This window comes from Kluyvera sp. 1366 (assembly GCF_054823405.1).
This window is the reverse complement of sequence record NZ_JBTRDW010000008.1, coordinates 169,003-195,886: the sequence shown is the minus strand read 5'-3', so window position 1 is coordinate 195,886 and position 26,884 is coordinate 169,003. Positions and strand designations below refer to the sequence as shown.

Here is a 26,884-nt window from a genome sequence, read left to right as displayed (position 1 = left end):
ACGGGTGCGTTTCATTTTTTAACAGGCAACGGGCATAATACGTTGATTATCAGCCCCTCTTTGCGGACGCCGTAATGAAAACGCAGCGCATCACTCTGGACGATATTGCTACCCTGGCGGGCGTCACCAAAATGACGGTAAGTCGCTATCTGCGCACGCCGGAAAAGGTCAAAACGGAAACGGCGGAGAAAATCGCCAGCGTGATTGCCGAAATTGGCTACGTCGCGGATAGCGAAAATGTCTCAGCGACCAAACAGAACCCACCGCGCATCGGCGTGTTAATTCCTTCTTTTAATAATCAAATCTTTGCCGACTTGCTGGCGGGTATTGAATCGGTGACCAGCGCGCACGGTTATCAAACGCTGGTGGTCAATTACGACTACAACGCCCAGCGTGAAGAGGAGCAGATCGCCACGGTGCTGGCCTTTAACATCAAAGGGCTGATCCTGACCGAATCTGTGCACACTGTGCGCGCAGAAAAATACCTAAACGCCGCCAACATTCCGGTGGCGGAAGTGATGGGGCTGACCGAGGCGCGTGGACGCATCAATGTGGGTTTCGACAACTATCGCGCCGGCTACGACATGACGGCGATGCTGCTGGCCAGCGGCAAACAGCGCGTTATCTATTTTGGTTCGATGTCCGATCGCCGTGATGAGCAACGCTACGCCGGTTATCGCGATGCGGTTGAAGCGGCCGGGTTGCCTGCGGGCCGGATTGTGCCGAACAAGGTCTCTTCGGTATCGATTGGCACCGGCATGATGACGCTGGCGCGCCAGCTCTATCCGGAGATGGATGCGATTCTTTGTACCAATGACGATCTGGCGGTTGGCGTACTGCAGGAGTGTCAGGCGGCGCGCATTGCCGTGCCACAAGCGATGGCGATTGCCGGTTTTCACGGGCTGGAAATTGGTCAGGCAACCACGCCACGCTTAGCTAGCGTGATCACGCCGCGCTTTGAGATGGGAAAAGTGGCGACGGAGATCATCCTGAAAAAGGTCAACCAGCAGCCCACCATCGAGCAGGTCGACCTGCATTATCGCCTTTCAATGGGCGCGACCATTTAAATCACGGCGCATAGCGCAGATGAAGCAGCGGAAAAGGATTTCCCTGACCATCCAGCGGCGAGCGGCCGGTGATAACAAATCCCTGATGCTGATAGAAACCTAGCGCCTGCGGATTCTGCTCGTTCACATCCAGTTCGGTGACATTCATTTGTTCGATGGCGAAGCGCAGTAGCTGTTTGCCTATGCCGAGACCAAACACTTGCGGCGCGACAAACAGCATCTCCAGCCGATTATCCGCCACGCCGAGAAAACCGACGATGTTCTGTTGTTCATCGCGATAAACACGCAGCTCAACCATCGGCAAATATTGCTCGCGCACCAACGGGCGCAGAGCGCGGATATCCGCATCTTGCAGGAAATGATGCGTCGCCCGCACCGAGGCTTCCCATAACGTGGTTATCGCCTCGAAATCGCTCCTCTGAGCGGGGTAAATTCCTTTCATGGTGTTCTCCTTGATATTTTCGTGTCATATCCGTAAACGCTGATGATTAAGCTTTTGACTCGATGATAGCGCGATAAATTGTTGCCACTTCACTCCTTTGTTAGAGTGTGGTGAATTTTAGAGGAATGATTTATGCCGCGCGATAATCGCTTGTCCCGCTCGTTGCACGCACTGATACATCTGGATCGGCACGTTAAACGCGCCACTTCAGAAACGATGGCTAAAATGTTGGGCACTAATGCGGTGGTGGTGCGCAGGATGATGTCCGGCCTGCGTGATAAAGGGTATGTGGTGTCAGAAAAAGGGCACGGTGGTGGATGGGAGCTGCGTGTGGCGTTAACGGAAATATCCCTGCTGGATGTTTATCAGGCAATCGGCGCACCAGCACTGTTTAGCATTGGTCCGGCTGCGGAGCCCTCGCCTTGTCTGGTTGAGCATGCCGTTGATGCGCAACTCGATCAAACCCTTAGCGAAGCGGAAGCGCTGTTGTTGAAGCGCTTTAGCCAAATTACTGTTGCCGATATTAGCGACGATTATCTGAGTAAAATGGCTAAACTTGGCCTCCCGTCCAATACCTTCCCTAAATGCAGTGAATAACCGATTTTTCCCGGTTATTCATCACATCGGTTAATCCTGTTTTTGTAAGGTGATTTGTGCTTCATGCTTCATGACGTGCGTAGTAATGGCCGCCTGGAAAACCTTAAACATCAAACCATTAATAAAGGTTGTTAGCGTGAGGGTGATAAATGCTGTCATCAGCCAGTCAGCAATTGCCATTCCGCTATGTAATAAATCAGGGTGATAAACCACCATGCCGAAAAATACCACCCAGTGGCTCATGCAATAGAAGCAATGAAACAAGTGACCCAATAATGCGTTCTTTTTAGCGGTCCATGCGCGTAATCCCGCGAATAGCTCAGTTTGGGTAATTGTCATGGAAATACTGGCCGATGCCAGTGCGATCGCCAGACATATTGACAGGTTCGATATTATTAAGCTGCTCATACATTCTCCTTTTCATCTCAAAGTATCATTTCATGTAACTAACAATATTACATGATGCATTTGGCTACAAGATGCCGAAGAGTCCTAGCTGTAGGAACAGCCATAAATTGGCGAGTTATCGTTATTTATTGGCTTTTGACCATCACATAGCCAGTGAGCGTCTTCTTATAATGCTTATCAGATAATCGCTGACACCGAAATTTCAGAGCGCACTGATCGTAGCGGCGCAATTTATTGCGCGATAAATCGCGCCGCTACGGGATGTGCGACGATTTATCGGTATCACGGTATTCATTTCGACATCAGGAGGAAAGATGGATATGCACGCCGCCTTTATGCAGCAACTGATGCTCTGGATTGAGGACAACATTGAACAGAAACTCATTCTGGAAACCGTGGCGCGCCGCGCCGGCTATTCGCAGTGGCATCTGCAGCGACTGTTTCGCAGTTACACCGGCGTCGCGCTGGGTACCTATATTCGCGAGCGCAAGTTAACGGCTTCGGTGATTGCGCTGTTGAACAGCAATATGCCGCTGATGGATATCGCCATCAAATATGGCTTCGACTCGCAGCAAACTTACTGCCGCACCTTCCGCCGCATGTTCGACCTGCCGCCCGGCGCGTTCCGTCGCAAATATCAGCACAGTTTGCCGGACATTGACGGGCCCGCTAGTTTGCTGTTTTTGCATCCGCAGAGTCGGCTGGCGGCGTAAAGTATTTGCCGGGCGTTGAGCCAAACGCGCTGCGAAAAGCGCTGATATAGCTGCTAACACTGTCGAATCCGACCTGCCACGCCACTTGCTGCACACTTTTGCCCGCTGCCAATCCTTCCAGTGATTTGAGTAAACGTGAAACCTGGCGATAGCGCGTCAAGCTCATGCCGACCGCGCTGGCCCAATGACGGCTCAGGCTGCGCGGGCTGAGTCCCGCCCAGCGCGCCAGTTCGGGCCCGGTACGCGTATCGGAAGGATCGTCCATCAACAGGCGCGCAATCTGCAGCAAGCGCGGTTCCGCCGGCAGCGGTAACGTCAGCGGATGTTCGGTCGATTCATATAACTCATCCAGGAACACCTCGCACAGGCGATGGTAGCGCGCGCTGCCCCAGTGATCGGGCGACAAGATTGCCAGTCTTTCCGCTAGCGGCTCCAGCACCGACGGGCAGGAAAGCAGGACGGGATGATCCGGCAAGGGCGCGGCCAGCGCATCGTCCACCAATACTGTCCAGCCAAGCACCGGGCCCGGCCCGATGATCGCATGTTCAAAGTAGGGCGGAATCCAGCCCACCAGTCGCGGCGGATTGGCGAAAATACCCGACGGCGTTTTCACCGTCATCAATCCCTGCTTCAAACAGAAGAGCTGCCCGGCAGCGTGGCAATGGGTGAAGGTTTCACGGTCCAGCTGCTTCGCTAACGCAGCGGCAATCACCTTCGGCGCATCCGGCTGCAGCAGGCGCTGACGCAGCTCAGCCTGACGCGGATTGCCGGAAAAAGTCAGAGTATCGGTTGGATGGATTAGCATGCCTGGCTCCACAATGCGATGAAGGAGCAAAGTGGCGGAGATAGGTGGGGAAGTAAAGCGTGGGTGTGTATAAGTTGAGGAGTGAAAGGGCGGGATGCGGCCCAGCGGCGATCATTTCGATTTCTTAGGGCTTGTCTGCCACTGCAGTAGACCGGCGATGTTGTTTTCACCTTCAGCCTCTTTTAAACGACGCTGTTGCTCGGCGAATTGACCGTATTCAGCCTGCGCTTTTTCATCGGCCATTTTCTTACTGATTGAACCTGCACCTTGCAGCACATCGCGATCGTTAAACTGCAAAAATTGATCGAGTTTGCTCTGCCAATCGCGAAGAAAAACCTGCTGGCGGCGGCGCGCCTGATCTTCTGCGAAATCCAGCCACATCGTGACCACGCGATTAAGCTCGCTCACTTCGTCCTGAACCAGATAATTTTTAGCCACGGTGACATCGCTTCTGCGCACCTCTTCACCTTTGAAACTGGTCAAACCCATATGAGGTTGGCTGGCGTTGGCGCGTATATGAATCAGCTCGGCAGCGGTATAACCGGTACAGGCAAAGTGCAATTTGTTCTGAATGGTTTGAAAAAACTGCGTGGTCTCTTTGAGGGAAGGTTGATAGTCAGCCGCTAAGGCAAAAATCTCGCGAACGCGTAGATACATCCGACGCTCACTGGCGCGAATGTCGCGAATACGCTCCAGCATTTCATCGAAATAGTCAGGTACTGCGGATGAACCAACCGGCGGATTTTTCAGCCGCTCATCGTCCATCACAAATCCCTTAATCAAATATTCTTGCAGGGTTTGCGTTGCCCATTGGCGGAACTGAGTACCGCGTGCTGAGCGGACGCGATAACCGATGGCGAGAATGATCGGCAGATTGTAATGAAGGGTATTGCGACTGACTTGACGAGTTCCTTCCTGTTGAACTTGTAAGTAAGACTTACAGGTTGCGTTTTGTTCAAGTTCGCCTTCGTCATAGATCGCTTTAATGTGCTGTGTAATGGCTTGCGGCGTGATTTGGTAAAGGGTGGCGATTGATGCTTGCGAAAGCCAAAGCGATTCCTGCTCGAAGCGACATTCAACCCGCACTTTCCCATCGCCGCTCGCAAACATGACAAATTCGCCTGCTGGTGATGGTGTGGATTGCTCCTCTGACATGTCGCCTCCGCTCTTTTAGGATCTGGTGCACAGTATGCCAGAGAGACGCAATGAAGCTCATTAGTCGATTGGCGATTATTTTATCAACTGCAGCGCAGCAGATTTGGTAAACGGTTGGGGTGCTCCGCAATTACAACCTCTTTATCAGCGTCTACAGTTAACTTATCCACCTCCCTTCACTAAGCCTCTGACACCATGAGCCTTTCCCTGATGCATTACCTTCGCGCGCGTCTGCGTTTGCTGATTTCGATTGTGGCTGGCGTGGCCTGTTATTTCTTCCTGCCTGCGCACCTGGGCATGTTGCAGCGTCTGCTGATTGGCTGGAACGTGCTGGCATGGCTCTATCTCGCTTTTCTGTGGCTGCGCATGCTAGGCACCGAGGCCAAAGATATTCCGCATATTGCTAAAATCGAGGATGAAAGCGCGACGCTGGTGTTGAGTATGGTAACGCTCACCTGCCTGGTCAGCATTCTGGCGATTCTGATGGAACTCACCACGCTGAAGAGCCTGACGGGAACGCCGCGCGTGCTGCATCTGCTGCTGACCGCGGCAACTTTGGTGGTTTCCTGGGCGCTGCTTCCGACGTCATTCGCCATGCATTACGCGCACCATCACTATCTGCGGCGCAGCAAGGATGTCACGCCGATGATCTTTCCTGAAAAGCCCGAGCAGCCGGGATACTGGGATTTTCTCTACTTCTCTTTCACCATCGCGGTAGCTTCGCAAACCGCCGATGTGGCAACGGGCACCACGGATATGCGGCAAATCGCTCTATTACAGTCGGTTATTTCGTTTGTATTCAATCTGGCGATTTTGGGATTGTCGGTGAATGTGGGGGCGGGGTTGTTGAGTTAGCTGAATGAAACAAAAAAAGTGGCGGAAGATCACACAAAGCGGGCAGGCGTGGCGGGGGAACGAGCGCGCGCAAGAGAGTAGAATGATTGAGCGTCATCGAAACCATGAAACCAATTTAGTTGACTGTTTCAGGGGATCAACTTAAAAGAATACGTAAATGGCAACGCAGCCTGCTGTAGGTTGCGTTGCCATAAATTATTCGACTTCAATATGATGATATTCGTAAGCTGTTATTTTCCTGCTCTCGAGAATTTTCATTATTGCTGATTTAATGCTGTTGATTTTTGTGTTTGATGCGCCTTTACCGTTGAATGACCTGAAATCAATTACGAGCTCTGCAAATTGATTCTTCTTTGTTGCATAATCAGGAAATTCATAAGATATTTTACATTCAGCATCATAGTCTATATCTTGCATTGTATAATTGGCGACAAGCTTAGTTATTTTGAGGCTAGGGTGAAGATCCTTATTTCTAAAGAAAATTGAATCGCTTAATGTTCCCTTAAGCTTGAACTCTTCGATGTTTTTTTCAAGCCACTTCATTTCAGCAGGGAAACTGGCTTCTTCATCCGGATGAAAATCAACATCAATTATTTTTTTAAAGTAAAATTCATTTTGAATGTGACTTTCAGATAAGTCATTCAAGAAAGCAATTCGGCTTTCATTGGTAAAGTGATTAAATTGGATCTTGAGAATTTCAGTATCCTGCTTGATATGACCGTTTTCTTTTAAATGCTTGTTAAGTTTCGTTAATATTTTATCTGCAATGATTTTAGTCTCATTAGATGTATGGTTTATTGAAATATTTACTTCAACCTTATCCGTTTGGCCCTCTTTTTTCTCAAGTTCTATTCTGCCAGTGAAGAATTGCTCCGTTTCATTCCAGCCGCTCAATAGGTCAGTTCGTTTAACTTGGAAATCTAACGCTACTAAATTACTTTGTACGTAAAAATCAGACAAATATGAGATTTCATAGTTGGTGAAGGGATCATCAATCAATTCAGAGAGATCAACGCCATCACCGATCGCATCAATTAATGATTCATCAGAATTCCACTCTAATGTTCGCATGCTAATTTTAGAGCTTTGTTCTTTTGTCTTAAGATTTTCCAATAATTTATTGAGCTCATTAGGAGATATTAATGTTTTCATTAAATGCGGAACGGTATTGTTTTTTTCATCATTAGAAAAAAACACTCCTCGTTGTCGCAATAACGATTTCACATCGGCTTTAGAAATCTTATTCTGCGAAAGGATTGTTTTAATATTATCGCCGCTTGGTAAAATTATTTTTTCCATTTTTTAACTCCTAAAATCGCTACGATAAGACTCAATTTCTATGATTATATCTTTTCCAGTTGCCAACCGGATGGCATCTAATGACTCTTTGTTTTCGAGTTTATTGTATTTTTCAAAAACGAACATTAAATTTTTAGATATATCTGATACTAAATCTCGGGTGCAACTCAATAAACTTTCCAATAACTCATCAGAATATGGCTCTGAGCATGCCAAGCAAATTATTGGTTGCTCATGATTGTTTCTCTCAATAACAAAAGGAATTATTGGAGATGATATATACTCTACCGGGAATACTTTGCCATAATATTTTTTCTGTGCGAGCGTTAAATTCAATGAAGTTGGAGGGTAGAAGAAATTAACTTTATCTTCATCGAACCTATTTTTAATGAAGGTTATGCTTTCATATAGGAATGAGGCTTTTTTATTATCAACAACATGAATTGTTCTATATTTTAACTCGGTATTGTTTTGAATGTTTTTTATCTGGCTGGTGATATCTTGCTTCGTTGGCGTATCATCATTATTGATGTAAAATAGAACGCCAGTTTCAACTTTTCTATATACACCATTTGAGCTTATTCTCTCATTGATTTCTTTTTTTAAAGTTGATTTATTATAGCATTCAATCGCTAATGCTATGTCCTCAAAATAAGATTTAAATGTTGATGGTACACTTGAATAAGGATTTGAAGAATATTTTGAAGATATAATAACGTTTTCAATGATCTTGCTTTCTAACGGCGATTGATAAGCAAAAAGAGCATCAATACCATGACTTTGTTTATCATGTTTTCTTGTATTACATGCTACATATTTATTAGTTGCATGATTCTCCCAGCCGAATAAATCTAAGAAATTTGAAACAATATTTTCACCAACGTCACCAACTAACTTTGAAAACTCACCCATGATCTTTTCCTTTCATTTCAGTGAGGTAATCGGAGTGCTATTGAAGCATTCCGCGTCGCCTTTTTATATATTGCGCATGATTATAGACCGCACGAATAGCAGTTTTATCGGCATGCGCTAATCGTATTTCATTCCATTTGCTATCAAACCCTTGTTCATGAAGAATTGTTGACATGCTATGCCGGAATCCGTGCCCCGTAGCTCAGCCTGTGTATCCCAATAACTCAATAACTTGCGTTACGCTTTCTTTTGAGAGCTGTTTACTGCGATTGTTCCTGCCAATGAAGATGTAAAGGTATCGACCGGTAATAGGTTTCAATTGCTCGAAAAGGACGATTAATTGAGTGGATAGGGGACAACATCAGACCTACGCATTTTCATCCACTCTGAAGGAATTTCCCATATACCGCTTTCGAGATCAACTTTATCCCATTTAGCAAAACGCATTTCCTGAGTTCTAACACCCGTCAACATGACAATTTTTGTCGCATTTTTAGTAATGATGCTGCCAGTATAGGTTTCCAAATCTCGGACAAAATAATGTAGCTCTTCGGCTGATAAATGTGGATGGTTCTTTTGCTTAGGAGTTGCCAGCGCGATAGCTAAATCCGGTGCAAGATTGTACTAAGCTCTACCCGTGATGATCGCATAACGAAAAAACTTCGCCGCAGCGCTGCCACACCTTTCGAGTTTTCTCTAACGCACCACGCTTTTCAATAGGACGTAGTACTTCAAGCAATTCCAGCGGCTTAATTTCCGATATAGGGTGATTGCCAATAAATGGAAAGACATCTTGCTCGAAGGTTTCAATGGTCTCCTCGCGATAAGCCACCGTCCAACGATCTGCCTTATTCCTATGCCATTCACGGCTTATGGCTTCGAAAGAATTCTCAGTGGAGATTTTAAGGGCCAGCTTTTGGGCCTTGCGTTCCTCTACAGGATCAAGCCATTAGCTACCTGCTTGCGCGCCACATCGCGCTTTTCTCGCGCCTCAGCAAGCGAAACAAGGAAACGATATCAGCTTAGCTTTGTCGTTGAAGCGATAGCGAAAGCGCCAGCCTTTGCTGCCATCCGGGTTGATGAGTAAAGCCAGCCCGAGGCCGTCGCTAAGGGTGTAAGGCTTTCTTGAGGTTTTGCGCGTCGAATCTGTTTGTCTGTGAGAGCCATATGTATAAGTCTAAAGTGTGTATAAAATTCTATACGAATTTCTATACATATTTGTTCTGGATTCTGGCTGATGCTATAGGATTTATACGGACAAAAATTCGCTCATTTTATTGTTTTTAAAGGAAATTAAAAATAATATCGTAAGGATGCGGAAGTGTAGTGGCGGAAGATCACAGGAGTCGAACCTGCCCAGGACCGCTGGCGGCCCCAACCGGATTTGAAATCCGGCCGCCTCACCGGAGACGACGATCTTCCTTTGAAGATGCCGCAGGAGTATAGCGACAATCGCGGCGGAATTCTTGATCTCAGCCGTGCGTCACAGCACGTTTTCACCGTGAAGCTGCCGATACTCCTTCGGCGTATTGGCGTAACTCTTTTTAAACACCGAATAGAAATATTGCAGCGACGGGTAACCACACATTTGTGAGATCTCATTGATGCTCAGCGAAGAACACGCCAGCAGCTCGCGCGCTTTCTCCAGTTTTTCGCGGTGGATCATGGCGTGAATGGTGTCGCCGGTTTCATCACGGAAGCGTTTTTCCAGGTTTGATCGCGAGATGCCGATGGCATCCAGCACTTGTTCAACTTTAATGCCTTTGCAGGCGTTAAAGCGGATGTAATGCATCGCCTGAATCACCGCAGGATCGTGCAAGGAGCGGAAATCGGTGGAGCGGCGCGCAATAACTTTCACCGGTGGAACCAAAATTCGTTGCAGTTGCAGAGGCTGATTATCCAGCAGGCGATGCAGCAGTTTTGCCGCCTGATAACCCATCTGGCGTGAACCCTGCGCCACGGATGAGAGCGCTACGCGCGACAGATAACGCGTCAGTTCCTCGTTATCAATCCCGATCACCGTGAGCTTTTCCGGCACCGGAATTTTGAGGTATTCACAGGCCTGCAGCAGATGGCGCGCACGGGCATCGGTGACGGCAATAATACCGGTTTGCTGCGGCAAGGTTTGTAGCCAGTCAGCCAGGCGGTTCTGAGCGTGCTGCCAGTTTTCTGGTGCCGTTTCCATGCCCTGATAAACCACGCCCTGATAACGCTCGCGCGCCACCAGCTGGCGAAACGCATGTTCGCGCTCTTGCGCCCAACGTTTGCCGCTGGCTGCGGGCAAGCCATAGAAAGCAAAGCGGTTCACGCCTTTTTCTTTCAAATGCAAAAAGGCGCTCTCGACCAGCGCGGCGTTGTCGGTGGCGATGTAATGCACCGGCGGATAGTCCTGCGGCTGATGGTACGATCCGCCAACGCCGACTATCGGCACCGACACGTTCGCCAGCAGTTTTTCAATCGAGGGATCGTCGTAATCCGCGATAACCCCGTCGCCCAGCCATTCACGGATATTGTCGATGCGGCAACGAAAGTCCTCTTCAATGAAAATGTCCCAATCCGTTTGTGATGCCTGTAAATACTCACCGACGCCCTCAACCACCTGGCGGTCATAGACCTTATTGGCGTTGAACAGCAACGTAATGCGAAAGCGTTTCTCATGCATCGTGGCGCACTCTCCTAAATCGACAGCACCTTGCATAGCATGGCACGACGGACAGCAGAAAGAATTTGCGCCACATTGTGATCCCCCACGCGATTACACCCGGCGGCGCGTCGCGGTATCCATCCACACTGCCAGCAGCAGGATGGCGCCCTTGACGATGTACTGCCAAAAGGTCGGGACATCCATCATGCTCATGCCGTTATCCAGCGACGCCATGATAAATGCGCCGATGACCGCGCCCGCCACCGAACCAACGCCGCCCGCCAGGCTGGTACCGCCAATCACACAGGCGGCGATGGCATCCAGCTCGGCAATGTTGCCTGCCGAGGGCGAACCCGCGCCAAGGCGTGAGCTCAGGATCAGGCCCGCAATCGCCACCATCACGCCATTGATGGCGAAGACCGCCAGCTTGGTGCGGGCCACATTAATGCCGGAAAGGCGCGCGGCATCCAGGTTGCCACCGATGGCATAAATCCGGCGACCAAAGGCCGTGCGCGTCGCCATAAACATGCCGCCGAGCAGCAGCAGCGCCAGCAGCAAGACCGGCGTTGGCACGCCGCGATAATCGTTGAGCAGCCAGATCGCGCCTAACACCAAAACAGCGGTGACGACCTGCCGCACCAGCGCTCCGCTGACGGAGGTTTGCGCCAGACCAAGCTGTTGGCGACGCAGACGCAAGCGCCATTGCCAGAGGATAAACAGCGCGAGGCCAGCAAAGCCGAAGCCAAATCCGATCCCGCCAGGCAGATAGCTTTGGCCAATCTGCGACATCGCCGGGCTGGTAGGCGCTACCGTGGTGCCATCGGTGATGCCGACCAGAATGCCGCGAAACGCCAGCATCCCCGCCAGCGTGACAATAAACGACGGAACTTTGCGATAAGCCACCCACCAGCCGTTCCAGGTGCCGAGCAGCAAACCCATCACCAAAGTCACGACGATGGTGAGCGGTAGCGGCCAACCGAGCCAGACGTCAAAGATAGCTGCAGCACCGCCGAGCAACCCCATCATCGAACCCACCGAGAGATCGATCTCCGCAGAGATAATGACGAACACCATGCCGACCGCAAGAATGCCGGTGATGGCGGTCTGGCGCAGCAGGTTGGAAACATTACGTGCGCTGAGCCAGGCACCGTCGGTGGTCCAGGTGAAGAACAGGGCGATCAGCACAATCGCACCCAGCATCACCAGCACCTGCAGATTAGGCAGCGAGAATTTACCTGGCGCACCTTTACCCGGCGTAGTGAGGCCGCGTTGCGTACTTTCGGTCTTAAACATAGTGTTCACTCCGCAGGGCGGCTTCCATCACCTGCTCCTGAGTCAGGTTATCGTTAATCAGATCGGCTTTGATTTTGCCTTCATGCATCACCAAAACCCGATCGCTCAGGCCCAGCACTTCGGGCAGCTCAGACGAAATGACAATCACGGCAATCCCTTGCTGCACTAGCGAATTGATTAGCAGATAGATTTCCTGGCGCGCGCCCACATCAATGCCGCGCGTCGGCTCATCAAGAATTAAGATTTTTGGATTGAGCAGCAGGCATTTAGCAAGGATCGCTTTCTGTTGATTGCCGCCGCTCAGGCGACCAATCGGCAGTTCCGCCGACGAGGTTTTCACCCGCAATCGCGTAATGGCCTGATTAATTGCCTGTTGTTCCTGCGCGTCATCCAGCAGCGAAAGCCGGGGGCTAAATTGGTCCAGCGCGGCCAGCGTAATGTTTTTGCCCACGCCCATTAGCGGCACGATGCCATCCTTTTTGCGATCTTCCGGCACCATCGCGATGCCGTGCGCGATGGCGGCGCGGCAGTCCTTGATACGGACTTTCTTGCCGTTGATATGAATATCGCCCTGCCAGCGTCCCGGCCAAACGCCAAACAGACACTGCACGGTTTCGGTTCGCCCGGCACCAACCAGCCCGGCAATGCCAAGAATTTCGCCGCGCTTCAGGCTAAAAGAGACGTTATCCACCCGGCGGATATGGCGGTTGATGGGATGCCACGCCGTGAGGTTCTCTACCTGCAACAGGGTTTCGCCAATCTCGTGTGGGCTATGCGGATAGAGCGCCGTCAGCTCGCGCCCGACCATCATGGTGATGATGTCATCCTCACTCAGCCCGGCGGCCGCGCGGGTCGCGATATGCTGACCGTCGCGGATCACGCAGACGGTGTCCGAAATCGCTTTTACCTCGTTGAGTTTGTGCGAAATGTAGATGCAGGCGATGCCATGTTCGCGCAGGTTTTTGATGATGCTAAGCAGCACCTCCGTTTCCTGTTCGGTGAGCGAAGAGGTCGGTTCGTCGAGGATCAGCAGGCGCACCTGTTTATTCAAGGCGCGTGCAATCTCCACCAGCTGTTGCTGGCCTAATCCCAGTTCGCCGACGCGCGTATCCGGCGATACCTGCAGCTTGACCCGCTCCAGCAGCTGCTGGCAACGCAACGTCATGGTTTCGTCATCCACCATGCCGAAACGTCCCAGCTCTGCGCCGAGGAAAATGTTCTCCATCACCGTCAGCTGCCGCACCAGCGCCAGCTCTTGATGGATGATCACGATCCCTTTGCGTTCGGTATCACGAATGGTCTGCGCCTGAATCTCGTCGCCCGCAAAATGGATACTGCCTTCAAAGTCACCGTGCGGATACAGCCCGCACAGGATCTTCATCAGGGTCGATTTCCCCGAGCCGTTTTCGCCGCACAGCGACATCACTTCACCGGCTTCCAGCTGCAGGCTCACGTCATCCAGGGCTTTCACCGCGCCGAAACGCTTGGTGATATGGTTCATTTCCAGCAACATCGGCCTCTCTCCTTTACGGGCTCGCGCCTCAGAGTTCGCTCTGCTTGTGGAAGCCGTCTTTAACTACCGTGCTTTCAATGTTGTCTTTGTTCACCGGAATAGGATTCAGCAGGCGCGATGGCACATCTTTCAGGCCATTATTCAGCTTGCTGTTGCTGGCGGGTTGTTTGTCGTCACCGAGTTCCACCGCGATTTTGGCTGCTTCAGTCGCCAGTTCGGTGATGGGTTTGTAAACCGTCATGGTTTGCGTGCCGTTCATAATGCGTTTGATGGCGGCGAGATCGGCATCCTGGCCGGAGATCGCGACTTTGCCGGAAAGTCCCTGCGCGCTTAATGCCTGAATCGCACCGCCTGCGGTGGCATCATTCGACGCCACAACGGCATCAATGTGGTTGCTGTTTGCGGTTAAGGCGTTCTCCATTATTTTCAGCGCATTTTCCGGCAGCCACGCATCAACCCACTGATCGCCGACCACTTTAATGCTGCCATTATCAATATAAGGTTTTAACACTTTCATCTGACCGGCACGGAACAGGCGCGCGTTATTATCCACCGGCGAGCCACCCATCAGGAAGTAATTACCTTTTGGTACTTGCTTCACAATACTTTCGGCCTGTAATTCGCCCACTTTCTCATTATCGAATGAGATATAAAAATCAATATCGGCGTTATTTATCATGCGGTCATACGCCAGCACTTTAATGCCTTCACGTTTCGCTTCCGCCACCACGTTACTTAAAACCTGGCCGTTATAAGGAATGATGACCAATACATCGACGCCGCGATTAATCATATTTTCAATTTGCGACATCTGCGTTTCTTCGTTGCCGTTGGCCGATTGCACAAACACTTTGGCGCCCAGTGATTCGGCTTGTTTAACAAAGATATCGCGATCTTTTTGCCAGCGTTCCAGACGTAAATCATCAATAGCCATACCGATTTTGACTTCTTTAGCGCTACCCGCGTGACTAAACAGGGCCAGAGCCGCGCAGGCGGCCAACAGTGATTTTTTCATGTTCATGGTATTAATCCTGTAGGTTGAGGCTGTTGTCGTTGTAAGGCTGATAACCAGGCCGATGAATTGTTGCCCTGAGTTTCAGATGACATCAATTACTGATTTTTATCCGGCTATTACGTTTTTTGGTTTATTTGCGATTTTATGAGCGCGATCGATATTTCAACGCTTTCAGAAAAAACGACGTGAGAGAGGCTGAATGAAAATAACGACATTATTTTGCGAGCTGGCGCACAAATAATAATTATCTTACGTTGAGTGTTAAATATCGTAATTGAGCAACAGTAAATTACATCATCACAATAACCGCTCAAAGCTGACCATTCGGGTCCTCATGCTAAGGAGCTAACTATGCACGCCTATTTCGACCAGCTTGATCGCGTTCGTTATGAAGGGAGTAATACCCGCAATCCTCTGGCGTTTCGTCATTACAACCCGGACGAGGTGATTCTCGGTAAAACCATGGCGGAGCATCTGCGCTTTGCAGCCTGTTACTGGCATACCTTCTGCTGGAACGGCGCGGATATGTTTGGCGTTGGCGCGTTTGATCGTCCGTGGCAGAAGCCGGGTGATGCGCTTGAGCTGGCGAAGCAAAAGGCCGATGTCGCCTTTGAGTTCTTCCATAAACTGAATGTGCCTTATTACTGCTTCCACGATGTGGATGTCTCACCGGAAGGCGATTCGCTGAAAAGCTATCGTGAAAACTTCGCGGTGATGACCGATAAATTACTGGAGAAACAGCAGGAAACCGGCGTGAAACTGCTGTGGGGAACCGCCAACTGCTTTACCCATCCGCGTTACGGTGCGGGTGCGGCGACCAATCCGGATCCGGAAATTTTTGCCTGGGCCGCCAGCCAGGTGTGCAGCGCCATGCAGGCCACGCAAACTCTGGGCGGCGAGAACTATGTGCTGTGGGGCGGGCGTGAAGGGTATGAAACCCTGCTGAATACCGACCTGCGTCAGGAGCGCGAGCAGATTGGCCGCTTTATGCAGATGGTGGTGGAGCACAAACATAAGATCGGTTTCCACGGCATGTTGCTGATTGAACCCAAGCCACAGGAGCCGACGAAACATCAGTATGACTATGATGTCGCGACAGTTTATGGCTTCCTGAAGCAGTTCGGGCTGGAGAAAGAGATCAAAGTGAATGTGGAAGCCAACCATGCGACGCTGGCGGGTCACTCTTTCCATCATGAGATCGCAACGGCCATCGCGCTGGGCATTTTCGGCTCGGTGGATGCTAACCGCGGCGATATGCAGTGTGGCTGGGATACCGACCAGTTCCCGGTCAGCGTCGAAGAGAATGCGTTGGTGCTGTACGAAATTATCAAAGCGGGCGGATTCACCACCGGCGGCTTAAACTTTGATGCCAAAGTCCGCCGCCAGAGCACCGATAAATATGACCTGTTCTACGGCCATATCGGCGCAATGGATACCATGGCGCTGGCGTTAAAAGTCGCGGCACGCATGGTGGCGGACGGCGAGCTGGATAAGCGTGTGGCGCAGCGGTACAGCGGCTGGAACGGCGAGTTCGGACAGCAGATCCTGAAGGGAGAATTTTCCCTAGCCGCTCTGGCGGAGCAGGCGCAGCAACAGCAATTTAATCCACAGCATCGTAGTGGACGCCAGGAACAGCTGGAGAATCTGGTGAATCACTACTTGTTTGATTTTTAACTTTTCAGGAGCGCAGCATGGTTATCGGCATCGATTTAGGCACCTCCGGCGTGAAAGTGGCATTGCTGGATGCGCACGGCAAAGTGATTGCAGTGGAGAGTGCGCCGCTGGAGGTGTCGCGGCCGCAGCCGTTATGGAGCGAGCAAGATGCCGAAAGCTGGTGGCGGGCTACCGATCGTGCCATGCAGGCGCTGGCGCAGCAGCACGATCTCAGCGGCGTGAAGGCGATTGGCCTGAGCGGGCAGATGCACGGTGCCACCTTGCTGGATAGCAATAATCGGGTGCTGCGTCCGGCGATTTTGTGGAATGACGGGCGTAGCGGCGAGCAGTGTCAGGAACTGGAGAAGCGCGTGCCGGATTCGCGTCGCATCACCGGCAACCTGATGATGCCTGGCTTTACCGCGCCTAAGCTGCTGTGGGTAAAACAGCATGAGCCGCAAGTTTTTGCTCAGGTAGCTAAAGTGCTGCTGCCAAAGGATTATCTGCGCTTGCGCATGAGCGGTGAGTTCGCCAGCGACATGTCGGATGCGGCGGGAACGATGTGGCTGGATGTGGCGCAGCGCGACTGGAGCGATGAGATGCTCAACGCCTGCGATTTGCAGCGCAGCCAGATGCCGCAACTGTTTGAAGGCAATCAGATCACCGGCACCTTGTTGCCAGATGTCGCCGCGCGCTGGGGCATGCCAAGCGTGCCGCTGGTGGCGGGCGGTGGCGATAACGCGGCGGGCGCGGTGGGTGTCGGCATGGTTGAGCCGGGACAAGGCATGCTGTCGCTCGGTACGTCGGGCGTCTATTTCCTGGTGAGCGACGGCTATCTCAGCAATCCACAGCGTGCGGTGCACAGCTTTTGCCACGCGCTGCCGCAGCGCTGGCATCTGATGTCGGTGATTCTCAGCGCGGCTTCCTGCCTCGATTGGGCGGCGGCGCTAACCGGCTGCGCCGATGTGCCGCAACTGCTGAGTGAGGCGGAAAAAGCGCGCAGCGATGTGCCGCCAGTGTGGTTCCTGCCCTATCTTTCTGGCGAGCGCACGCCGCATAACAATCCGCAGGCGCAGGGCGCATTCTTTGGTTTAACGCATCAGCATGGCCGGCCAGAACTGGCGCGCGCGGTGCTGGAGGGCGTGGGCTTCGCGCTGGCCGAAGGCATGGATGCGGTGCATGAGTGTGGCGTGCAGCCGAAAACCGTGATGCTGATTGGCGGCGGCGCGCGAAGTGCGTACTGGCGTCAGATGCTGGCGGATATCAGCGGGCAAACGCTGGATTATTGTCACGGCGGCGAAGTCGGTCCGGCGCTGGGCGCAGCGCGGCTGGCGCAGCTGGCGGTTGATCCGGCGAGCGAATGGCCGTCGCTGGAACTGGCGCAGCGGCATCAACCGGATGCGGCGCGGCATCAGGCGTATCAGCCACAGCGCGAGGTGTTTGCGCGCTTGTATCAGCAGTTGCAGCCGTTGATGTCTTGATGTGGGAGAGTGATGGCTGGATTTGGCAGGGTGTTGGAGTTTTTATCGGGTATGATTGGGGTTTTGTGTTGAATGTAGTGGCCTGATTTGCCCTCACCCTAGCCCTCTCCCGCAAGCAGGAGAGGGAATCGATCGAGAGTATACGCACGATCAGCTCCCTCGCCCGTTTACGGGAGAGGGTTGGGGTGAGGGAAAAACACACCAAACCCAACCGGAGCTCACCATGCCGCAGTCCGTCTTCTTTCTCGTGCTTCCCGGCGTGATGGCGCTGGATCTCACTGGCCCCGCTGAAACCCTGCAGCTGGCCGACGGCCACTTCGCGCTGCACTACATCGGCCCGCAGCCGAGCGTGCTGTGCTCCACCGGCATGACCCTCGCCGACATCGCGCCCTTGCCCGCACAACTGCCGGATAACAGCCTGCTGGTGGTGCCTGGCGTGCACGATTCTCGCGTCTGCTTCGACACCGCACCTGCAGCGATGGCGCGTGACTGGCTGCGCCAGCAGCAGACAGCGATTACCGATCGGCGCATCACGCTGGTGTGCATCTGTTCCGGCGCATTGCTCTCGGCGCAGGCGGGATTGCTGGATGGCATCCAATGCACCACGCATCATGATGTGTTACCGCGCCTGAAAGTGGCAGCACCGGCGGCGTTAGTAAAAGATAACCGGGTTTTCGTCGAAGATGGTGGCATCTGGACCAGCGCGGGCATTACTGCGGGTATCGATCTGGCGCTGCATCTCATCAATCGGCTGTGCGGCGCGCCGCAGGCATTGAAAGTGGCGCGCGAAATGGTGGTGTGGTTCCGCCGTTCCGGCGACGATCCGCAACTGTCGCCGTGGCTGCGCTATCGCAATCACATGCATCCGGCGATTCATCGCGCGCAGGATGTGATGATTGCCCATCCCGAACATGATTGGTCGCTTACCGCGCTGGCCGAACGGGCGCACGTCAGCGAGCGCCATCTTACGCGACTGTTTCGCCAGCATCTTGGCATCAGCGTGCGCGAGTACCACGAACAGCTGCGCTTGGTGATTGCGCGGCAACGTCAGCAGCAGGGCGAAGCGGCGGAGAAAGCGGCGCTGGCCGCCGGATTCTCCTCGGCCCGCCAGCTGCGCCGCGCGCACCAGCGCTGGGACGATCAGCTCACCAGATGACGCTTATCCACGCGTTGTAATCCCATCGCCAGCAGCAGGCTACCGATCAGCGTCGTGCCCATCACCCACGGCAAATCGAGCCACGGGCGCGACATGTCGTCGTAGTGATGAGTACGCAGAAAGTGGATAAACAGCGCGTGAAAACCATAGATCGGCAGGGAATAGCGCGAGAGGGTGGCGAGCCCCGGCAGCGCGCGCTGATTCAGGGTGTTTTTGAACAGAATCAACAGGCTGATGGCAGCAATAAACACCAGCGGCCCACAATAGAGATACCAGGTATCGTTGAACGCGCCGTTGATTTTCAGCATCTGTTTAGTGCCGAGTGCAATGCCAATCACGCAGGCCACAAAGCCCAATCCCGCCAGCCAGCTGATGCTGCGCTTGTCGGTCTCCATACAGCCAATCGCGCGCCCGAGCAGCGCATACAGCAGGTAGTAAATGCTGTCGCCGCTGACATACAGATTCACCGGCAGCCAGTGGAACGGTCCCAGCGATTGGCTCACGGTATTCGGATTCGCCAGCACCGCCAGCACGATCACCAGTATCGCGACATAGCGCGGTGCCACGCTTTTCACCTGAATCAGCGGGGATAACAGGTAAATGCCGATAATGGCGAAGAAGAACCACAGGTGATAGAACACCGGTCTTTGCAGCAGTTTGAGCAGCGATCGACCTTCGCTGATCGGCGTCAGCCAGGTGATATAGGCCAGCGCCACCGCGCTGTAGAACAGCAGGCACAGCACGATGCGCAGCAGATGCCGCCCTTGTGCACTGCGTTCGCCGAAAAACAGATAGCCTGAAATCATAAAGAACAGCGGCACACAGACGCGTGACGCTGAGTTAAGCAGGTTCGCCACATCCCAGCTCAGGCCTGTCACCGCCATCGGTCCGGTGATGTACCAGGTTGTGGTGTGAATGACGATCACCATCAGGCAGGCAACCGCACGTAAGTTGTCGATCCAGTAAATTTTTTGCTGCATGGCACCCTCTTGCATTGGCTGCGAAGAAGGGTAGCCAGTGAGCCGCGCGCCAACAACCTTTTGCGTTGTAATTCAGATCACTCTGTTACCAGGTCGCCATAAATGGCGACCTGGTTAATCACGCACCAAAAACGTCTCGATCACCGCTTCGTCGGGTTCAACGCCGAGGCCCGGCTCGCTCGGCAGCCACGCGTAACCGTCGGCGATGCGCACCGGATTCTTCGCCAGCGAGCGGCTGATTTCGCCCGGCTCGACGCAATACTCCATCACCAGCGCATTCTCAATCGCGCACAGGAAATGCAGCGAGGCGGCGGTATTAATGTCGGTGGTGAAGTTGTGGTTGCACACTTTGCGTCCACGGCTGTGCGCGTAGCTGGCGATCTCCATTGCCTGCGTAAAGCCGGTGCGCGTCAGGTCGATCTGCACGATATCGATGCCGCCTTCATCTATCAGACGCTGGAAACCCGTTACCGAACACTCTTGCTCACCAGCGGCGATATGCTGCTGGCAGGCGGCGGAAACCTGGCCGTAACCCGCGTAGTTATCGGGATGCAGCGGCTCTTCAATCCAGAACAGATTGAGGTGTTCATAGCGCTGGCTGCGGCGGATGGTGGTTTTGGCATCCCACACGTGGCCGACATCCAGCATCAGATCCACATCGTCGCCCATCGCTTTACGCAGGGCGTCGAGATAGCGCAGATCCAGCACTTCGTCAGTGCCAAACGGCTCCCAGCCAAACTTCACGCCGCTATGGCCGGTATCCATCGCATGCTGCGCGCGCGCGACCGTCTCTTCCACGCTGAACTGGAACATGTTGGAGGAGTAAACGCGCATTTTATCGCGCATGGCGCCGCCCAGCAGTTCAACAATCGGCTTGCCGAGTGCTTTACCTTTGATGTCCCACAAGGCGATGTCGATGCCGGCCATCGCCTGTAGTACCGCGCCGCTGCGGCCGTAATAGAGTGTGGCTTTGTGCATCTTCTTCCATAAACGGCCGGTTTCCAGCGGGTTTTCGCCGATTAACAGCGACTTCAGGCCGGTGACCATGGTGTGCGAATAGGGCGCTTCGATGATGGCTTTGGTGACATACGGACTGCCATCCACTTCGCCCCAGCCGGTGATGCCGGCATCGGTGGTGATTTTGATCAGCAGCGCATCCTGAGAGCTGTCGGTGCGCTGCTCAATCACTGGCAGGCGCAGGTAAAACGCCTCAACGTTAATGATTTTCATGGTGTTTTCCCTGGTGTAAAGGCAAGCCGAAATTAGCCGAGAGCGGAACGGTGCTGTCGGCGCTGTGTTATCAGGGTTTCGTAATCCACGTCCAGCGCCTGAATGCGGATGTGGTTCTCAACCTCGTCGGTCATTTTGGCGATGTCGCCATCGGCAAAGACATTAATCAGCCGCTGATGCTCCTCAATGATGTCGCTCATCGATTTGCCCATGGTGGAGAGACCGAAAATCACCGTCAGCTGACGGGCAATCGACTCCCACAAATTGCTCAGCACCGGGTTGTGCGCGAAGCTGCACAGCGTGCGGTGGAAATCGGTATCGGCGGAGGCAAAACCGTAAACGTTATCGCTTTGCATCATCGCCTGCATCTGCGCCACGCCCTGATAGAGCTGATTAAGCTGCTCAGCGCTGTTGCGTCCGGCCTCAATTGCCCGGCGACAGGCCAGCGTCTCCAGCGGGATGCGCACATCAATAATCTGCTCCAGCCGCTGATGCGAAATCTCCATCAGGCGGATACCTTTATACGGCTCGCTGGTGACAATGCCCTGGCTCTCCAGAATGCGCAGCGCTTCGCGGATCGGCACGCGGCTCATACCGAGTTTCGCCACCAGCTCGGGTTCTGCGATGCGGTCGCCGGGCAGGATCAGGCCGCGCGAGGCGGCGCTGAGAATGGCATCCACGGCGTGATCGACCAGCGTGCGCGGACGCGCGCTATTCCAGCTGTTATCGGTGGCCGCGTCCTGCGCCAGCGGGGCGCTGTTTTTACGACGAGCGGTAGAGGGTTTTCCTGCCATGTTGTTTATCCTGTTTAGACCTGTCGGGTCACGAATTGACCGAAGCCGGGTTCAACCTGCATCTGGTCATCCTGGAATACCGTGACGCCACGAATCAATGTGCGCACCACTCTACCCTGACAGCGCATCCCTTCAAATGCGCTCCACTTGCCGAGTCCCTGAAAATTGGCGCCGCGCACCGTCCAGCTTTGGCTGGCGTCGTAGAACACCAAATCGGCGTCGAAGCCGGGCGCAATCGCCCCTTTTTTGCCCCACAGCTGGAAGGCTTTGGCCGGGCTGCTGGCGGTCATGCGCGCAAACTCGCTGAGCGCCACGCCACGTTCAATATGGGCCGCGCTGAAGAACATCGGGCTGAGGGTTTCCACGCCGGTCAGGCCCATGCCCGCCTCCCAGATGCTGGCTTCACCCGCCTGTTTTTGTGCGGGCGTGTACGGACAATGGTCAGAGGCGATCATGTCGATATCGCCGCGCAGCAGCACCTGCCACAGCGCATCCACCACCGGACGCGGGCGGATTGGCGGGCCGCAGCGCGCGTTGGGGCCGATGCGCACCAGATCGTCTTCGTCGAGCAGTAAATAGTGCGGACAGGTTTCGAAGCTGGCGCGTACGCGGGTTTTAGCGGCGACAATGGTTTCCGCCGCGCGCGCCGAGCTGACGTGCACGATATGGCAGCGCGCGCCGGTCTCTTCGGCAATCGCTAACACGCGTCCCACCGCTTCGATCTCGGCGATTTCCGGCCCCGCCAGCGCATGTGCGCGCGCATCTTTGCGTCCGGCGCGGCGCTGTTCGCTGCCGGCACCGATCAAAATCTCGTGATTCTCAGCGTGCACGCCAATCAGCCCGTCGAACGTGGACAGCTCGCGCATGGCGCGCAGCAGGCCGTAATCGTCGAGACGCGGCAAACCTTTCTCGTCGGTGGCGTCGCCGTTGGGTGCGCCGCTGCACAGGAAAGCTTTGAAGGCCAGCGCACCGGCCTGATTCAGCGCCGCCAGTTCATGCACGTTATTTCCATCTAACCCAGCCCACAGGGCGTAATCCACCGAGCAGTTGTCTGCCAGCCAGCTTTTTTTGGCGCTGAAGTTAGCCAGCGATGTGGCCGGTGGCAGAGAATGCGGCATCTCGACGATGGTGGTAACGCCGTGCGCCGCCGCACCGCGTGTGCCTTCACGCAGCTCCTGTTCGGGAAAATCGTGCGAGCCGGTGAAATGGGTATGCACGTCAATCGCGCCGGGCACGATGATCAAGCCACGTGCATCGATCACCTCGTCAACGCCGTGCGTGATGGCGTTAGGCGATAACACGCCACTGATCTTGCCGTTTTCGATCAGCAGACCGGCCAGTTCAGCGCGGGTTTCTGTCACCACCAAACCATTAATAATCAGCTGTTTCATCATTCTGCTCCTGCCTGCGTCACCAGCGCCGCGTACGGCACCGGCTGTGACGGATCGAGCCAGCCGATAGCACTTAGCAGCTGGCTAAAATGCGCAAATTCGGCGCGCGGAATGACGCCATCTGGCGCAAAGACACCGGCCTGTTGATAAGCCGCGAGGCCGCGCACCAGCGCCTCGCGCGGATAATCGGGGTAAAACGCCTGCACCTGTTGCGCCAGCGCAGTGGCGTCATGGTTGGCGATCAACGTCAGCGCCTGGGCAATGGCGCGGGAGAAGGCGGCGAAAGCGGTGGCTTTCTCCTGCAATACATCGGTGCGGGCGATGTAGGCGCTCCAGGGTACGTGGCCGCACACGCTGGCGAGGCTGCTGATGTTGTGGAGTTGTCCGGCGGCGATGGCGGGCGCCAGCATATGCATGGCGTGCAGCGCATAATCGGCTGCACCTTGGGCCACGGCGGTGAAATCCCGCGCCTGATCGCCACTGCCAGCGATCAGCTCAACGTCATCCTGCAAACCGTGACGCGCCAGCAGCCAGCGGAACGTCAGCGTGGCGGTGCCGACATTGCCGACATCCAGCACACGTTTGCCGCGCAGATCGCTGAGCTGAAAATCGGGCTGCGCCTGCGCCGCCGCAAGAAACCACGGATTGGCCGCCACCGAGGCGCAGAAACACTGCAACTCTGCGCCGTGCTGCTGAAAATGCTTCATCACCACCATCGGGCCGCCCAGCGTGAGATCGGCGTCGCGATTCAGCACTGCGGGAACCTGGCCGCCTTGTACCGTATGCCCGCCTGATTCACTGGTGGTGAAGATCACCTGCAGCTGCTGTGCGGCGAACAGGCCGAGGCTGTGCGCCAGATAGTGCGCGCAGTAATAGATGCGGGATTCGCTGGCATCGCCTTGGTTGAAAATCAGTGTCTGCATCAGTGGCGCTCCTCGGTGATAAAGCTGCCGTTGAGTGCCGCCATATCGCTGACGCCGCACCAATGACTAATGGCCGTAACTTCATTGATCCAGCCGGAAAGCAGATCGAACACCGCACTCTCGCCACCGGCGACTAAAGCACTGATGATCGGGCGCACGCTGAGCGACAGCGACGCGCCAAGACAGCGCGCCACCACCGCATCGCTGCCGCAGCGTACGCCGCCATCCAGCAGCAGCGGCAATCGCGTCACCGCCTGCAAATCGGGCAGCTGATCGACCGGCGTAGCCCAGCGCGCGCTCTGGCGCAGGCCGATGTTTGAGGCAATCACTCCGCTGACGCCGTGCTGCGCGGCCTGCGCCGCATCGTCATGATGCAGAATGCCTTTCAGCCACAGCGGCAGTTGATGATTAGCGCAGTGCGCCGCTACCTCGTCAATTTCCTGCCAGCGCCACACCGGAAAAGCCGGCAGCGGCGCAACACCCGGCTGCGTGCCGCCGATGGTGTGCCAGCCGCGCTGTTTCAGGGCGTCGCCGATAGAGAAGCCGCCGGGCTGTAACCCGGCCACCGGATGCACCGGCGCCAGCACCGTGAGCACGATATTTTTGAATCCGGCCTGCGCGGCCTGGTCGATCAAGGCGTTGATGCGGCCGACATCGCCCGCCGCGCGCAGTTGCAGCCAGCAGCGATCGTACTCGGCGCCAATCTGCTCCAGCGTTGTGACGCTCTCTTCGGAGATCACCAGCGGCAGTTGCAGACGTTTGCAGGCGCGCGCAATCGGCAGCACCCCTTCTTCATGGAAAATACGGTCACCGGCAAACGCGCCGACGCCAATCGGCGCGGACCAGTTTTGCTGGTGCAGGAAAATCTGCGTGTCGATGCTTTCATTGCCCTGCAGCACGCGCGGTAACAGACGAAAGCGGCGTAGCGCCTGCTGATTGGCATCGGGTTCATTACCTAGCGCATCGGCCGGTTGGCCCTGCATATAGCGGAACAGCGCATCGCCGAGGCGCTCGCGTGCCGTGAGTTCAAAGCGCGTTGGCATGTGGCGCCTCCGCAGCATTTTCATGTTCAAGGAAGGTGGCAAAAGCCGGCGTTTGCGGATTTTGCAGCATCGTCGGCGGACCTTCTTCAATCAGCGCGCCATCCTGCAGGAACACCACGCGATCGGCCACGCCCGCCGCAAACGCGATGTCGTGGGTGCTGATGATCATGGTGATGCCGGTCTGCGCCAGACTGCGCATGGTTTGGTTCACTTCGCGCACCAGTTCGGGATCGAGCGCGGAAGTCGGTTCATCAAACAGCAGGATTTGCGGTTCTGCCGCCAGCGCGCGCGCAATGCCGACGCGCTGTTTCTGTCCGCCAGAGAGTTCGTGCGGCAGCGAGGCGGCGAAATCACCGAGTCCTACCATTTTCAACGCGCGCATCGCTTTGCCGCGCGCGATTTCCGGCTGTGCGCCCTGCACGCGCAGCAGAATGCTCATCACGTTTTCCAGCGCGGTAAGATGATCAAACAACGCGAAGTGCTGGAACACGATGCCAATGCCCGACTTAGCGCGGTTCACCGGCAGATGTCGCTGCGCCAGCGCGCGACCGTTTTCGTCGCTGCCCATGAAGTGGCCTTCAGTCTGAATGGTGCCGCTGCTGCGTGGCGTCAGTGCCAGAATCGATTTCAGCAGCGTACTTTTGCCCGAACCGGAGCGACCAAGCAGCACCACCACTTCGCCGCGACGGACGGTTAACGACAGCGATTTCAGTACCGCTTTACCGGCGTAGTCGACGCACAGCTGATTCACTTCCAGCACCGGCGCAGCGGTTTGCGTATCCCAGCGCCGTTTTGGTAGCTGCATCGGCATCACGTCTGCTTCCGGCGGCAGTTTCGCCAGGCGCGCGCGTGCCCGTCGCGCACGTTCATCAAGGTTGTAGAACTTCTCCAACCACCACTGACCGCCCGCCAGCAGCGTGGAAAGAATCAGGTAGATGCCGCCCGACGCGACCAGCACCGGAATAAACAGGAAATTTTGCGACACAATCGCCTGGCCGCGCATCGTCAGCTCATTGACGCCCACCACCGAAGCCAGCGAGGTGGATTTCAGCAGGCCGACGGTTTCATTGCCCATGGTGGGCAGAATGGCGCGCAGCGCCTGCGGGATCACCACGTGAATCATCTCTTTGCTGCGCGAATAACCGAACGCCTGCGCCGCCATGCTTTGATCGCGATCGGTCGCCATAATGCCGCCGCGAATGATTTCGGCGCAGAAGGCGGTTTCGTTGATCATCAGGGCGATAAGCGCGCTGGTGAACGGGCTCAAACGCAGACCAAATTCCGGCAGCACGTTGTACAGCAAAATCAGCTGCAGCAGCACCGGCGTGCCGCGCAGCGTATAGATGTAGATTTTCACCGGCACGCGAATAAACCCGTGCTTTGAGCTGCTGGCTAACGCCAGGAAAAAGCCAATCACAATGCCGCCCGCCAGCGCGCCAATCAGCAGCTGCACGGCGATAACAGCGCCTTCCCACAAGTAGGGGAAAGTCAGGTACTTAAGAAAATCATCCAAGG

24 protein-coding genes, 1 tRNA gene and 1 pseudogene are annotated in these 26,884 nt (G+C 54.5%); 7 read left to right on the top strand and 19 right to left on the bottom strand.

Annotated elements, in window-relative coordinates; genetic code table 11:
* Window positions 1-74 precede the first annotated feature (74 nt).
* On the top strand, window positions 75-1,067 hold the full coding sequence (locus ACVLVH_RS18770) for a LacI family DNA-binding transcriptional regulator (protein WP_192414306.1): 993 nt from the start codon (window positions 75-77) through the stop codon (window positions 1,065-1,067).
* Window position 1,068: 1 nt separating this feature from the next.
* Here the strand turns inward: ACVLVH_RS18770 and ACVLVH_RS18765 are convergent, their stop codons facing one another.
* Entirely contained in the window at window positions 1,069-1,509 is a 441-nt protein-coding gene (locus tag ACVLVH_RS18765; protein ID WP_192414308.1) for an acetyltransferase, read from the bottom strand.
* 132 nt (window positions 1,510-1,641) lie between these two features.
* Here ACVLVH_RS18765 and ACVLVH_RS18760 point away from each other — a divergent pair, with 132 nt between their 5' ends.
* Window positions 1,642-2,106, top strand: coding sequence for an Rrf2 family transcriptional regulator (locus ACVLVH_RS18760; protein WP_101763865.1), 465 nt, complete (start codon window positions 1,642-1,644; stop codon window positions 2,104-2,106).
* Between the two features lie 30 nt (window positions 2,107-2,136).
* Here the strand turns inward: ACVLVH_RS18760 and ACVLVH_RS18755 are convergent, their stop codons facing one another.
* A complete protein-coding gene (locus tag ACVLVH_RS18755) occupies window positions 2,137-2,514 on the bottom strand; it encodes a DUF1360 domain-containing protein (RefSeq protein WP_192414310.1) in 378 nt (125 codons plus the stop codon).
* 314 nt (window positions 2,515-2,828) lie between these two features.
* Between ACVLVH_RS18755 and ACVLVH_RS18750 the strand changes: the two genes are divergently transcribed.
* Window positions 2,829-3,227: a helix-turn-helix domain-containing protein gene (locus tag ACVLVH_RS18750; protein WP_101763864.1), complete on the top strand. Its 399-nt coding sequence runs from the start codon at window positions 2,829-2,831 to the stop codon at window positions 3,225-3,227.
* On the opposite strand, the gene ACVLVH_RS18745 is transcribed toward ACVLVH_RS18750, so the two are convergent.
* Together ACVLVH_RS18745 and ACVLVH_RS18740 are read right to left on the bottom strand one after the other, a co-directional pair.
* Window positions 3,184-4,032 carry an AraC family transcriptional regulator gene (locus tag ACVLVH_RS18745; RefSeq protein ID WP_192414312.1) on the bottom strand — a complete coding sequence of 283 codons (849 nt, stop codon included), beginning with the start codon at window positions 4,030-4,032 and terminating at the stop codon, window positions 3,184-3,186. The genes ACVLVH_RS18750 and ACVLVH_RS18745 overlap by 44 nt on opposite strands.
* Window positions 4,033-4,143: 111 nt before the next feature.
* Entirely contained in the window at window positions 4,144-5,187 is a 1,044-nt protein-coding gene (locus tag ACVLVH_RS18740; RefSeq protein WP_192414315.1) for a virulence RhuM family protein, read from the bottom strand.
* Window positions 5,188-5,382: 195 nt separating this feature from the next.
* Between ACVLVH_RS18740 and ACVLVH_RS18735 the strand changes: the two genes are divergently transcribed.
* Window positions 5,383-6,042 (top strand): DUF1345 domain-containing protein, encoded by a 660-nt coding sequence (locus tag ACVLVH_RS18735; protein WP_101763861.1) that lies wholly within the window; start codon window positions 5,383-5,385, stop codon window positions 6,040-6,042.
* Window positions 6,043-6,237: 195 nt separating this feature from the next.
* On the opposite strand, the gene gapS4b is transcribed toward ACVLVH_RS18735, so the two are convergent.
* The 8 genes and pseudogenes from gapS4b to xylF form a co-directional block, all read right to left on the bottom strand.
* Window positions 6,238-7,341: a GapS4b family protein gene (gapS4b, locus tag ACVLVH_RS18730; protein WP_498949953.1), complete on the bottom strand. Its 1,104-nt coding sequence runs from the start codon at window positions 7,339-7,341 to the stop codon at window positions 6,238-6,240.
* A gap of 3 nt (window positions 7,342-7,344) precedes the next feature.
* Complete coding sequence (gapS4a, locus tag ACVLVH_RS18725; RefSeq protein ID WP_312462379.1) at window positions 7,345-8,253, bottom strand: GapS4a family protein; 909 nt, start codon at window positions 8,251-8,253, stop codon at window positions 7,345-7,347.
* A 37-nt stretch (window positions 8,254-8,290) separates the two neighbouring features.
* Window positions 8,291-9,420 (bottom strand): annotated as a pseudogene (locus ACVLVH_RS18720) (tyrosine-type recombinase/integrase).
* 160 nt (window positions 9,421-9,580) lie between these two features.
* Window positions 9,581-9,675: transfer RNA gene (locus tag ACVLVH_RS18715), tRNA-Sec, on the bottom strand.
* A gap of 61 nt (window positions 9,676-9,736) precedes the next feature.
* Window positions 9,737-10,915 carry a D-xylose utilization transcriptional activator XylR gene (gene xylR, locus ACVLVH_RS18710; RefSeq protein WP_061719296.1) on the bottom strand — a complete coding sequence of 393 codons (1,179 nt, stop codon included), beginning with the start codon at window positions 10,913-10,915 and terminating at the stop codon, window positions 9,737-9,739.
* 93 nt (window positions 10,916-11,008) lie between these two features.
* Window positions 11,009-12,190 carry a xylose ABC transporter permease XylH gene (xylH, locus tag ACVLVH_RS18705; RefSeq protein WP_101763860.1) on the bottom strand — a complete coding sequence of 394 codons (1,182 nt, stop codon included), beginning with the start codon at window positions 12,188-12,190 and terminating at the stop codon, window positions 11,009-11,011.
* Window positions 12,183-13,703 carry a xylose ABC transporter ATP-binding protein gene (locus ACVLVH_RS18700; RefSeq protein WP_192236833.1) on the bottom strand — a complete coding sequence of 507 codons (1,521 nt, stop codon included), beginning with the start codon at window positions 13,701-13,703 and terminating at the stop codon, window positions 12,183-12,185. Before ACVLVH_RS18700 ends, xylH begins: the two co-directional genes overlap by 8 nt.
* A gap of 28 nt (window positions 13,704-13,731) precedes the next feature.
* Window positions 13,732-14,724: a D-xylose ABC transporter substrate-binding protein gene (xylF, locus tag ACVLVH_RS18695; RefSeq protein ID WP_101763858.1), complete on the bottom strand. Its 993-nt coding sequence runs from the start codon at window positions 14,722-14,724 to the stop codon at window positions 13,732-13,734.
* 345 nt (window positions 14,725-15,069) lie between these two features.
* Between xylF and xylA the strand changes: the two genes are divergently transcribed.
* From xylA to ACVLVH_RS18680, 3 genes are all read left to right on the top strand, one after another.
* Complete coding sequence (gene xylA, locus ACVLVH_RS18690) at window positions 15,070-16,392, top strand: xylose isomerase (RefSeq protein WP_061719300.1); 1,323 nt, start codon at window positions 15,070-15,072, stop codon at window positions 16,390-16,392.
* Window positions 16,393-16,409: 17 nt separating this feature from the next.
* Window positions 16,410-17,852, top strand: a complete 1,443-nt coding sequence (xylB, locus tag ACVLVH_RS18685; RefSeq protein ID WP_192414321.1) for a xylulokinase — start codon at window positions 16,410-16,412, stop codon at window positions 17,850-17,852.
* 223 nt (window positions 17,853-18,075) lie between these two features.
* Window positions 18,076-19,008 carry a GlxA family transcriptional regulator gene (locus ACVLVH_RS18680; RefSeq protein WP_192414324.1) on the top strand — a complete coding sequence of 311 codons (933 nt, stop codon included), beginning with the start codon at window positions 18,076-18,078 and terminating at the stop codon, window positions 19,006-19,008.
* Here ACVLVH_RS18680 and ACVLVH_RS18675 read toward each other — a convergent pair.
* The 7 genes from ACVLVH_RS18675 to ACVLVH_RS18645 form a co-directional block, all read right to left on the bottom strand.
* Window positions 18,993-19,988, bottom strand: coding sequence for an acyltransferase (locus ACVLVH_RS18675; protein WP_192414326.1), 996 nt, complete (start codon window positions 19,986-19,988; stop codon window positions 18,993-18,995). The genes ACVLVH_RS18680 and ACVLVH_RS18675 overlap by 16 nt on opposite strands.
* A gap of 114 nt (window positions 19,989-20,102) precedes the next feature.
* Entirely contained in the window at window positions 20,103-21,218 is a 1,116-nt protein-coding gene (locus ACVLVH_RS18670; RefSeq protein ID WP_192414328.1) for a mandelate racemase/muconate lactonizing enzyme family protein, read from the bottom strand.
* A gap of 32 nt (window positions 21,219-21,250) precedes the next feature.
* Window positions 21,251-22,012: a GntR family transcriptional regulator gene (locus ACVLVH_RS18665; protein WP_101763851.1), complete on the bottom strand. Its 762-nt coding sequence runs from the start codon at window positions 22,010-22,012 to the stop codon at window positions 21,251-21,253.
* A gap of 14 nt (window positions 22,013-22,026) precedes the next feature.
* Entirely contained in the window at window positions 22,027-23,403 is a 1,377-nt protein-coding gene (locus ACVLVH_RS18660) for a dihydroorotase (RefSeq protein WP_192414458.1), read from the bottom strand.
* On the bottom strand, window positions 23,403-24,326 hold the full coding sequence (locus tag ACVLVH_RS18655; protein WP_192414331.1) for an ABC transporter substrate-binding protein: 924 nt from the start codon (window positions 24,324-24,326) through the stop codon (window positions 23,403-23,405). Before ACVLVH_RS18655 ends, ACVLVH_RS18660 begins: the two co-directional genes overlap by 1 nt.
* Complete coding sequence (locus tag ACVLVH_RS18650) at window positions 24,326-25,369, bottom strand: alpha-hydroxy acid oxidase (protein ID WP_192414333.1); 1,044 nt, start codon at window positions 25,367-25,369, stop codon at window positions 24,326-24,328. The genes ACVLVH_RS18655 and ACVLVH_RS18650 overlap by 1 nt, the downstream gene beginning before the upstream one ends.
* Window positions 25,353-26,882, bottom strand: a complete 1,530-nt coding sequence (locus ACVLVH_RS18645; protein ID WP_312462370.1) for an amino acid ABC transporter permease/ATP-binding protein — start codon at window positions 26,880-26,882, stop codon at window positions 25,353-25,355. Before ACVLVH_RS18645 ends, ACVLVH_RS18650 begins: the two co-directional genes overlap by 17 nt.
* Between the last annotated feature and the right edge of the window lie 2 nt (window positions 26,883-26,884).

What these genes read in the sequence shown, in the direction of transcription:
- ACVLVH_RS18770 (WP_192414306.1), top strand. Translation starts at nt 75, where the DNA reads ATGAAAACGCAGCGCATCACTCTGGACGATATTGCTACCCTGGCGGGC.
- ACVLVH_RS18765 (WP_192414308.1), bottom strand. Translation starts at nt 1,509, where the DNA reads ATGAAAGGAATTTACCCCGCTCAGAGGAGCGATTTCGAGGCGATAACC.
- ACVLVH_RS18760 (WP_101763865.1), top strand. Translation starts at nt 1,642, where the DNA reads ATGCCGCGCGATAATCGCTTGTCCCGCTCGTTGCACGCACTGATACAT.
- ACVLVH_RS18755 (WP_192414310.1), bottom strand. Translation starts at nt 2,514, where the DNA reads ATGAGCAGCTTAATAATATCGAACCTGTCAATATGTCTGGCGATCGCA.
- ACVLVH_RS18750 (WP_101763864.1), top strand. Translation starts at nt 2,829, where the DNA reads ATGGATATGCACGCCGCCTTTATGCAGCAACTGATGCTCTGGATTGAG.
- ACVLVH_RS18745 (WP_192414312.1), bottom strand. Translation starts at nt 4,032, where the DNA reads ATGCTAATCCATCCAACCGATACTCTGACTTTTTCCGGCAATCCGCGT.
- ACVLVH_RS18740 (WP_192414315.1), bottom strand. Translation starts at nt 5,187, where the DNA reads ATGTCAGAGGAGCAATCCACACCATCACCAGCAGGCGAATTTGTCATG.
- ACVLVH_RS18735 (WP_101763861.1), top strand. Translation starts at nt 5,383, where the DNA reads ATGAGCCTTTCCCTGATGCATTACCTTCGCGCGCGTCTGCGTTTGCTG.
- gapS4b (WP_498949953.1), bottom strand. Translation starts at nt 7,341, where the DNA reads ATGGAAAAAATAATTTTACCAAGCGGCGATAATATTAAAACAATCCTT.
- gapS4a (WP_312462379.1), bottom strand. Translation starts at nt 8,253, where the DNA reads ATGGGTGAGTTTTCAAAGTTAGTTGGTGACGTTGGTGAAAATATTGTT.
- xylR (WP_061719296.1), bottom strand. Translation starts at nt 10,915, where the DNA reads ATGCATGAGAAACGCTTTCGCATTACGTTGCTGTTCAACGCCAATAAG.
- xylH (WP_101763860.1), bottom strand. Translation starts at nt 12,190, where the DNA reads ATGTTTAAGACCGAAAGTACGCAACGCGGCCTCACTACGCCGGGTAAA.
- ACVLVH_RS18700 (WP_192236833.1), bottom strand. Translation starts at nt 13,703, where the DNA reads ATGTTGCTGGAAATGAACCATATCACCAAGCGTTTCGGCGCGGTGAAA.
- xylF (WP_101763858.1), bottom strand. Translation starts at nt 14,724, where the DNA reads ATGAACATGAAAAAATCACTGTTGGCCGCCTGCGCGGCTCTGGCCCTG.
- xylA (WP_061719300.1), top strand. Translation starts at nt 15,070, where the DNA reads ATGCACGCCTATTTCGACCAGCTTGATCGCGTTCGTTATGAAGGGAGT.
- xylB (WP_192414321.1), top strand. Translation starts at nt 16,410, where the DNA reads ATGGTTATCGGCATCGATTTAGGCACCTCCGGCGTGAAAGTGGCATTG.
- ACVLVH_RS18680 (WP_192414324.1), top strand. Translation starts at nt 18,076, where the DNA reads ATGCCGCAGTCCGTCTTCTTTCTCGTGCTTCCCGGCGTGATGGCGCTG.
- ACVLVH_RS18675 (WP_192414326.1), bottom strand. Translation starts at nt 19,988, where the DNA reads ATGCAGCAAAAAATTTACTGGATCGACAACTTACGTGCGGTTGCCTGC.
- ACVLVH_RS18670 (WP_192414328.1), bottom strand. Translation starts at nt 21,218, where the DNA reads ATGAAAATCATTAACGTTGAGGCGTTTTACCTGCGCCTGCCAGTGATT.
- ACVLVH_RS18665 (WP_101763851.1), bottom strand. Translation starts at nt 22,012, where the DNA reads ATGGCAGGAAAACCCTCTACCGCTCGTCGTAAAAACAGCGCCCCGCTG.
- ACVLVH_RS18660 (WP_192414458.1), bottom strand. Translation starts at nt 23,403, where the DNA reads ATGAAACAGCTGATTATTAATGGTTTGGTGGTGACAGAAACCCGCGCT.
- ACVLVH_RS18655 (WP_192414331.1), bottom strand. Translation starts at nt 24,326, where the DNA reads ATGCAGACACTGATTTTCAACCAAGGCGATGCCAGCGAATCCCGCATC.
- ACVLVH_RS18650 (WP_192414333.1), bottom strand. Translation starts at nt 25,369, where the DNA reads ATGCCAACGCGCTTTGAACTCACGGCACGCGAGCGCCTCGGCGATGCG.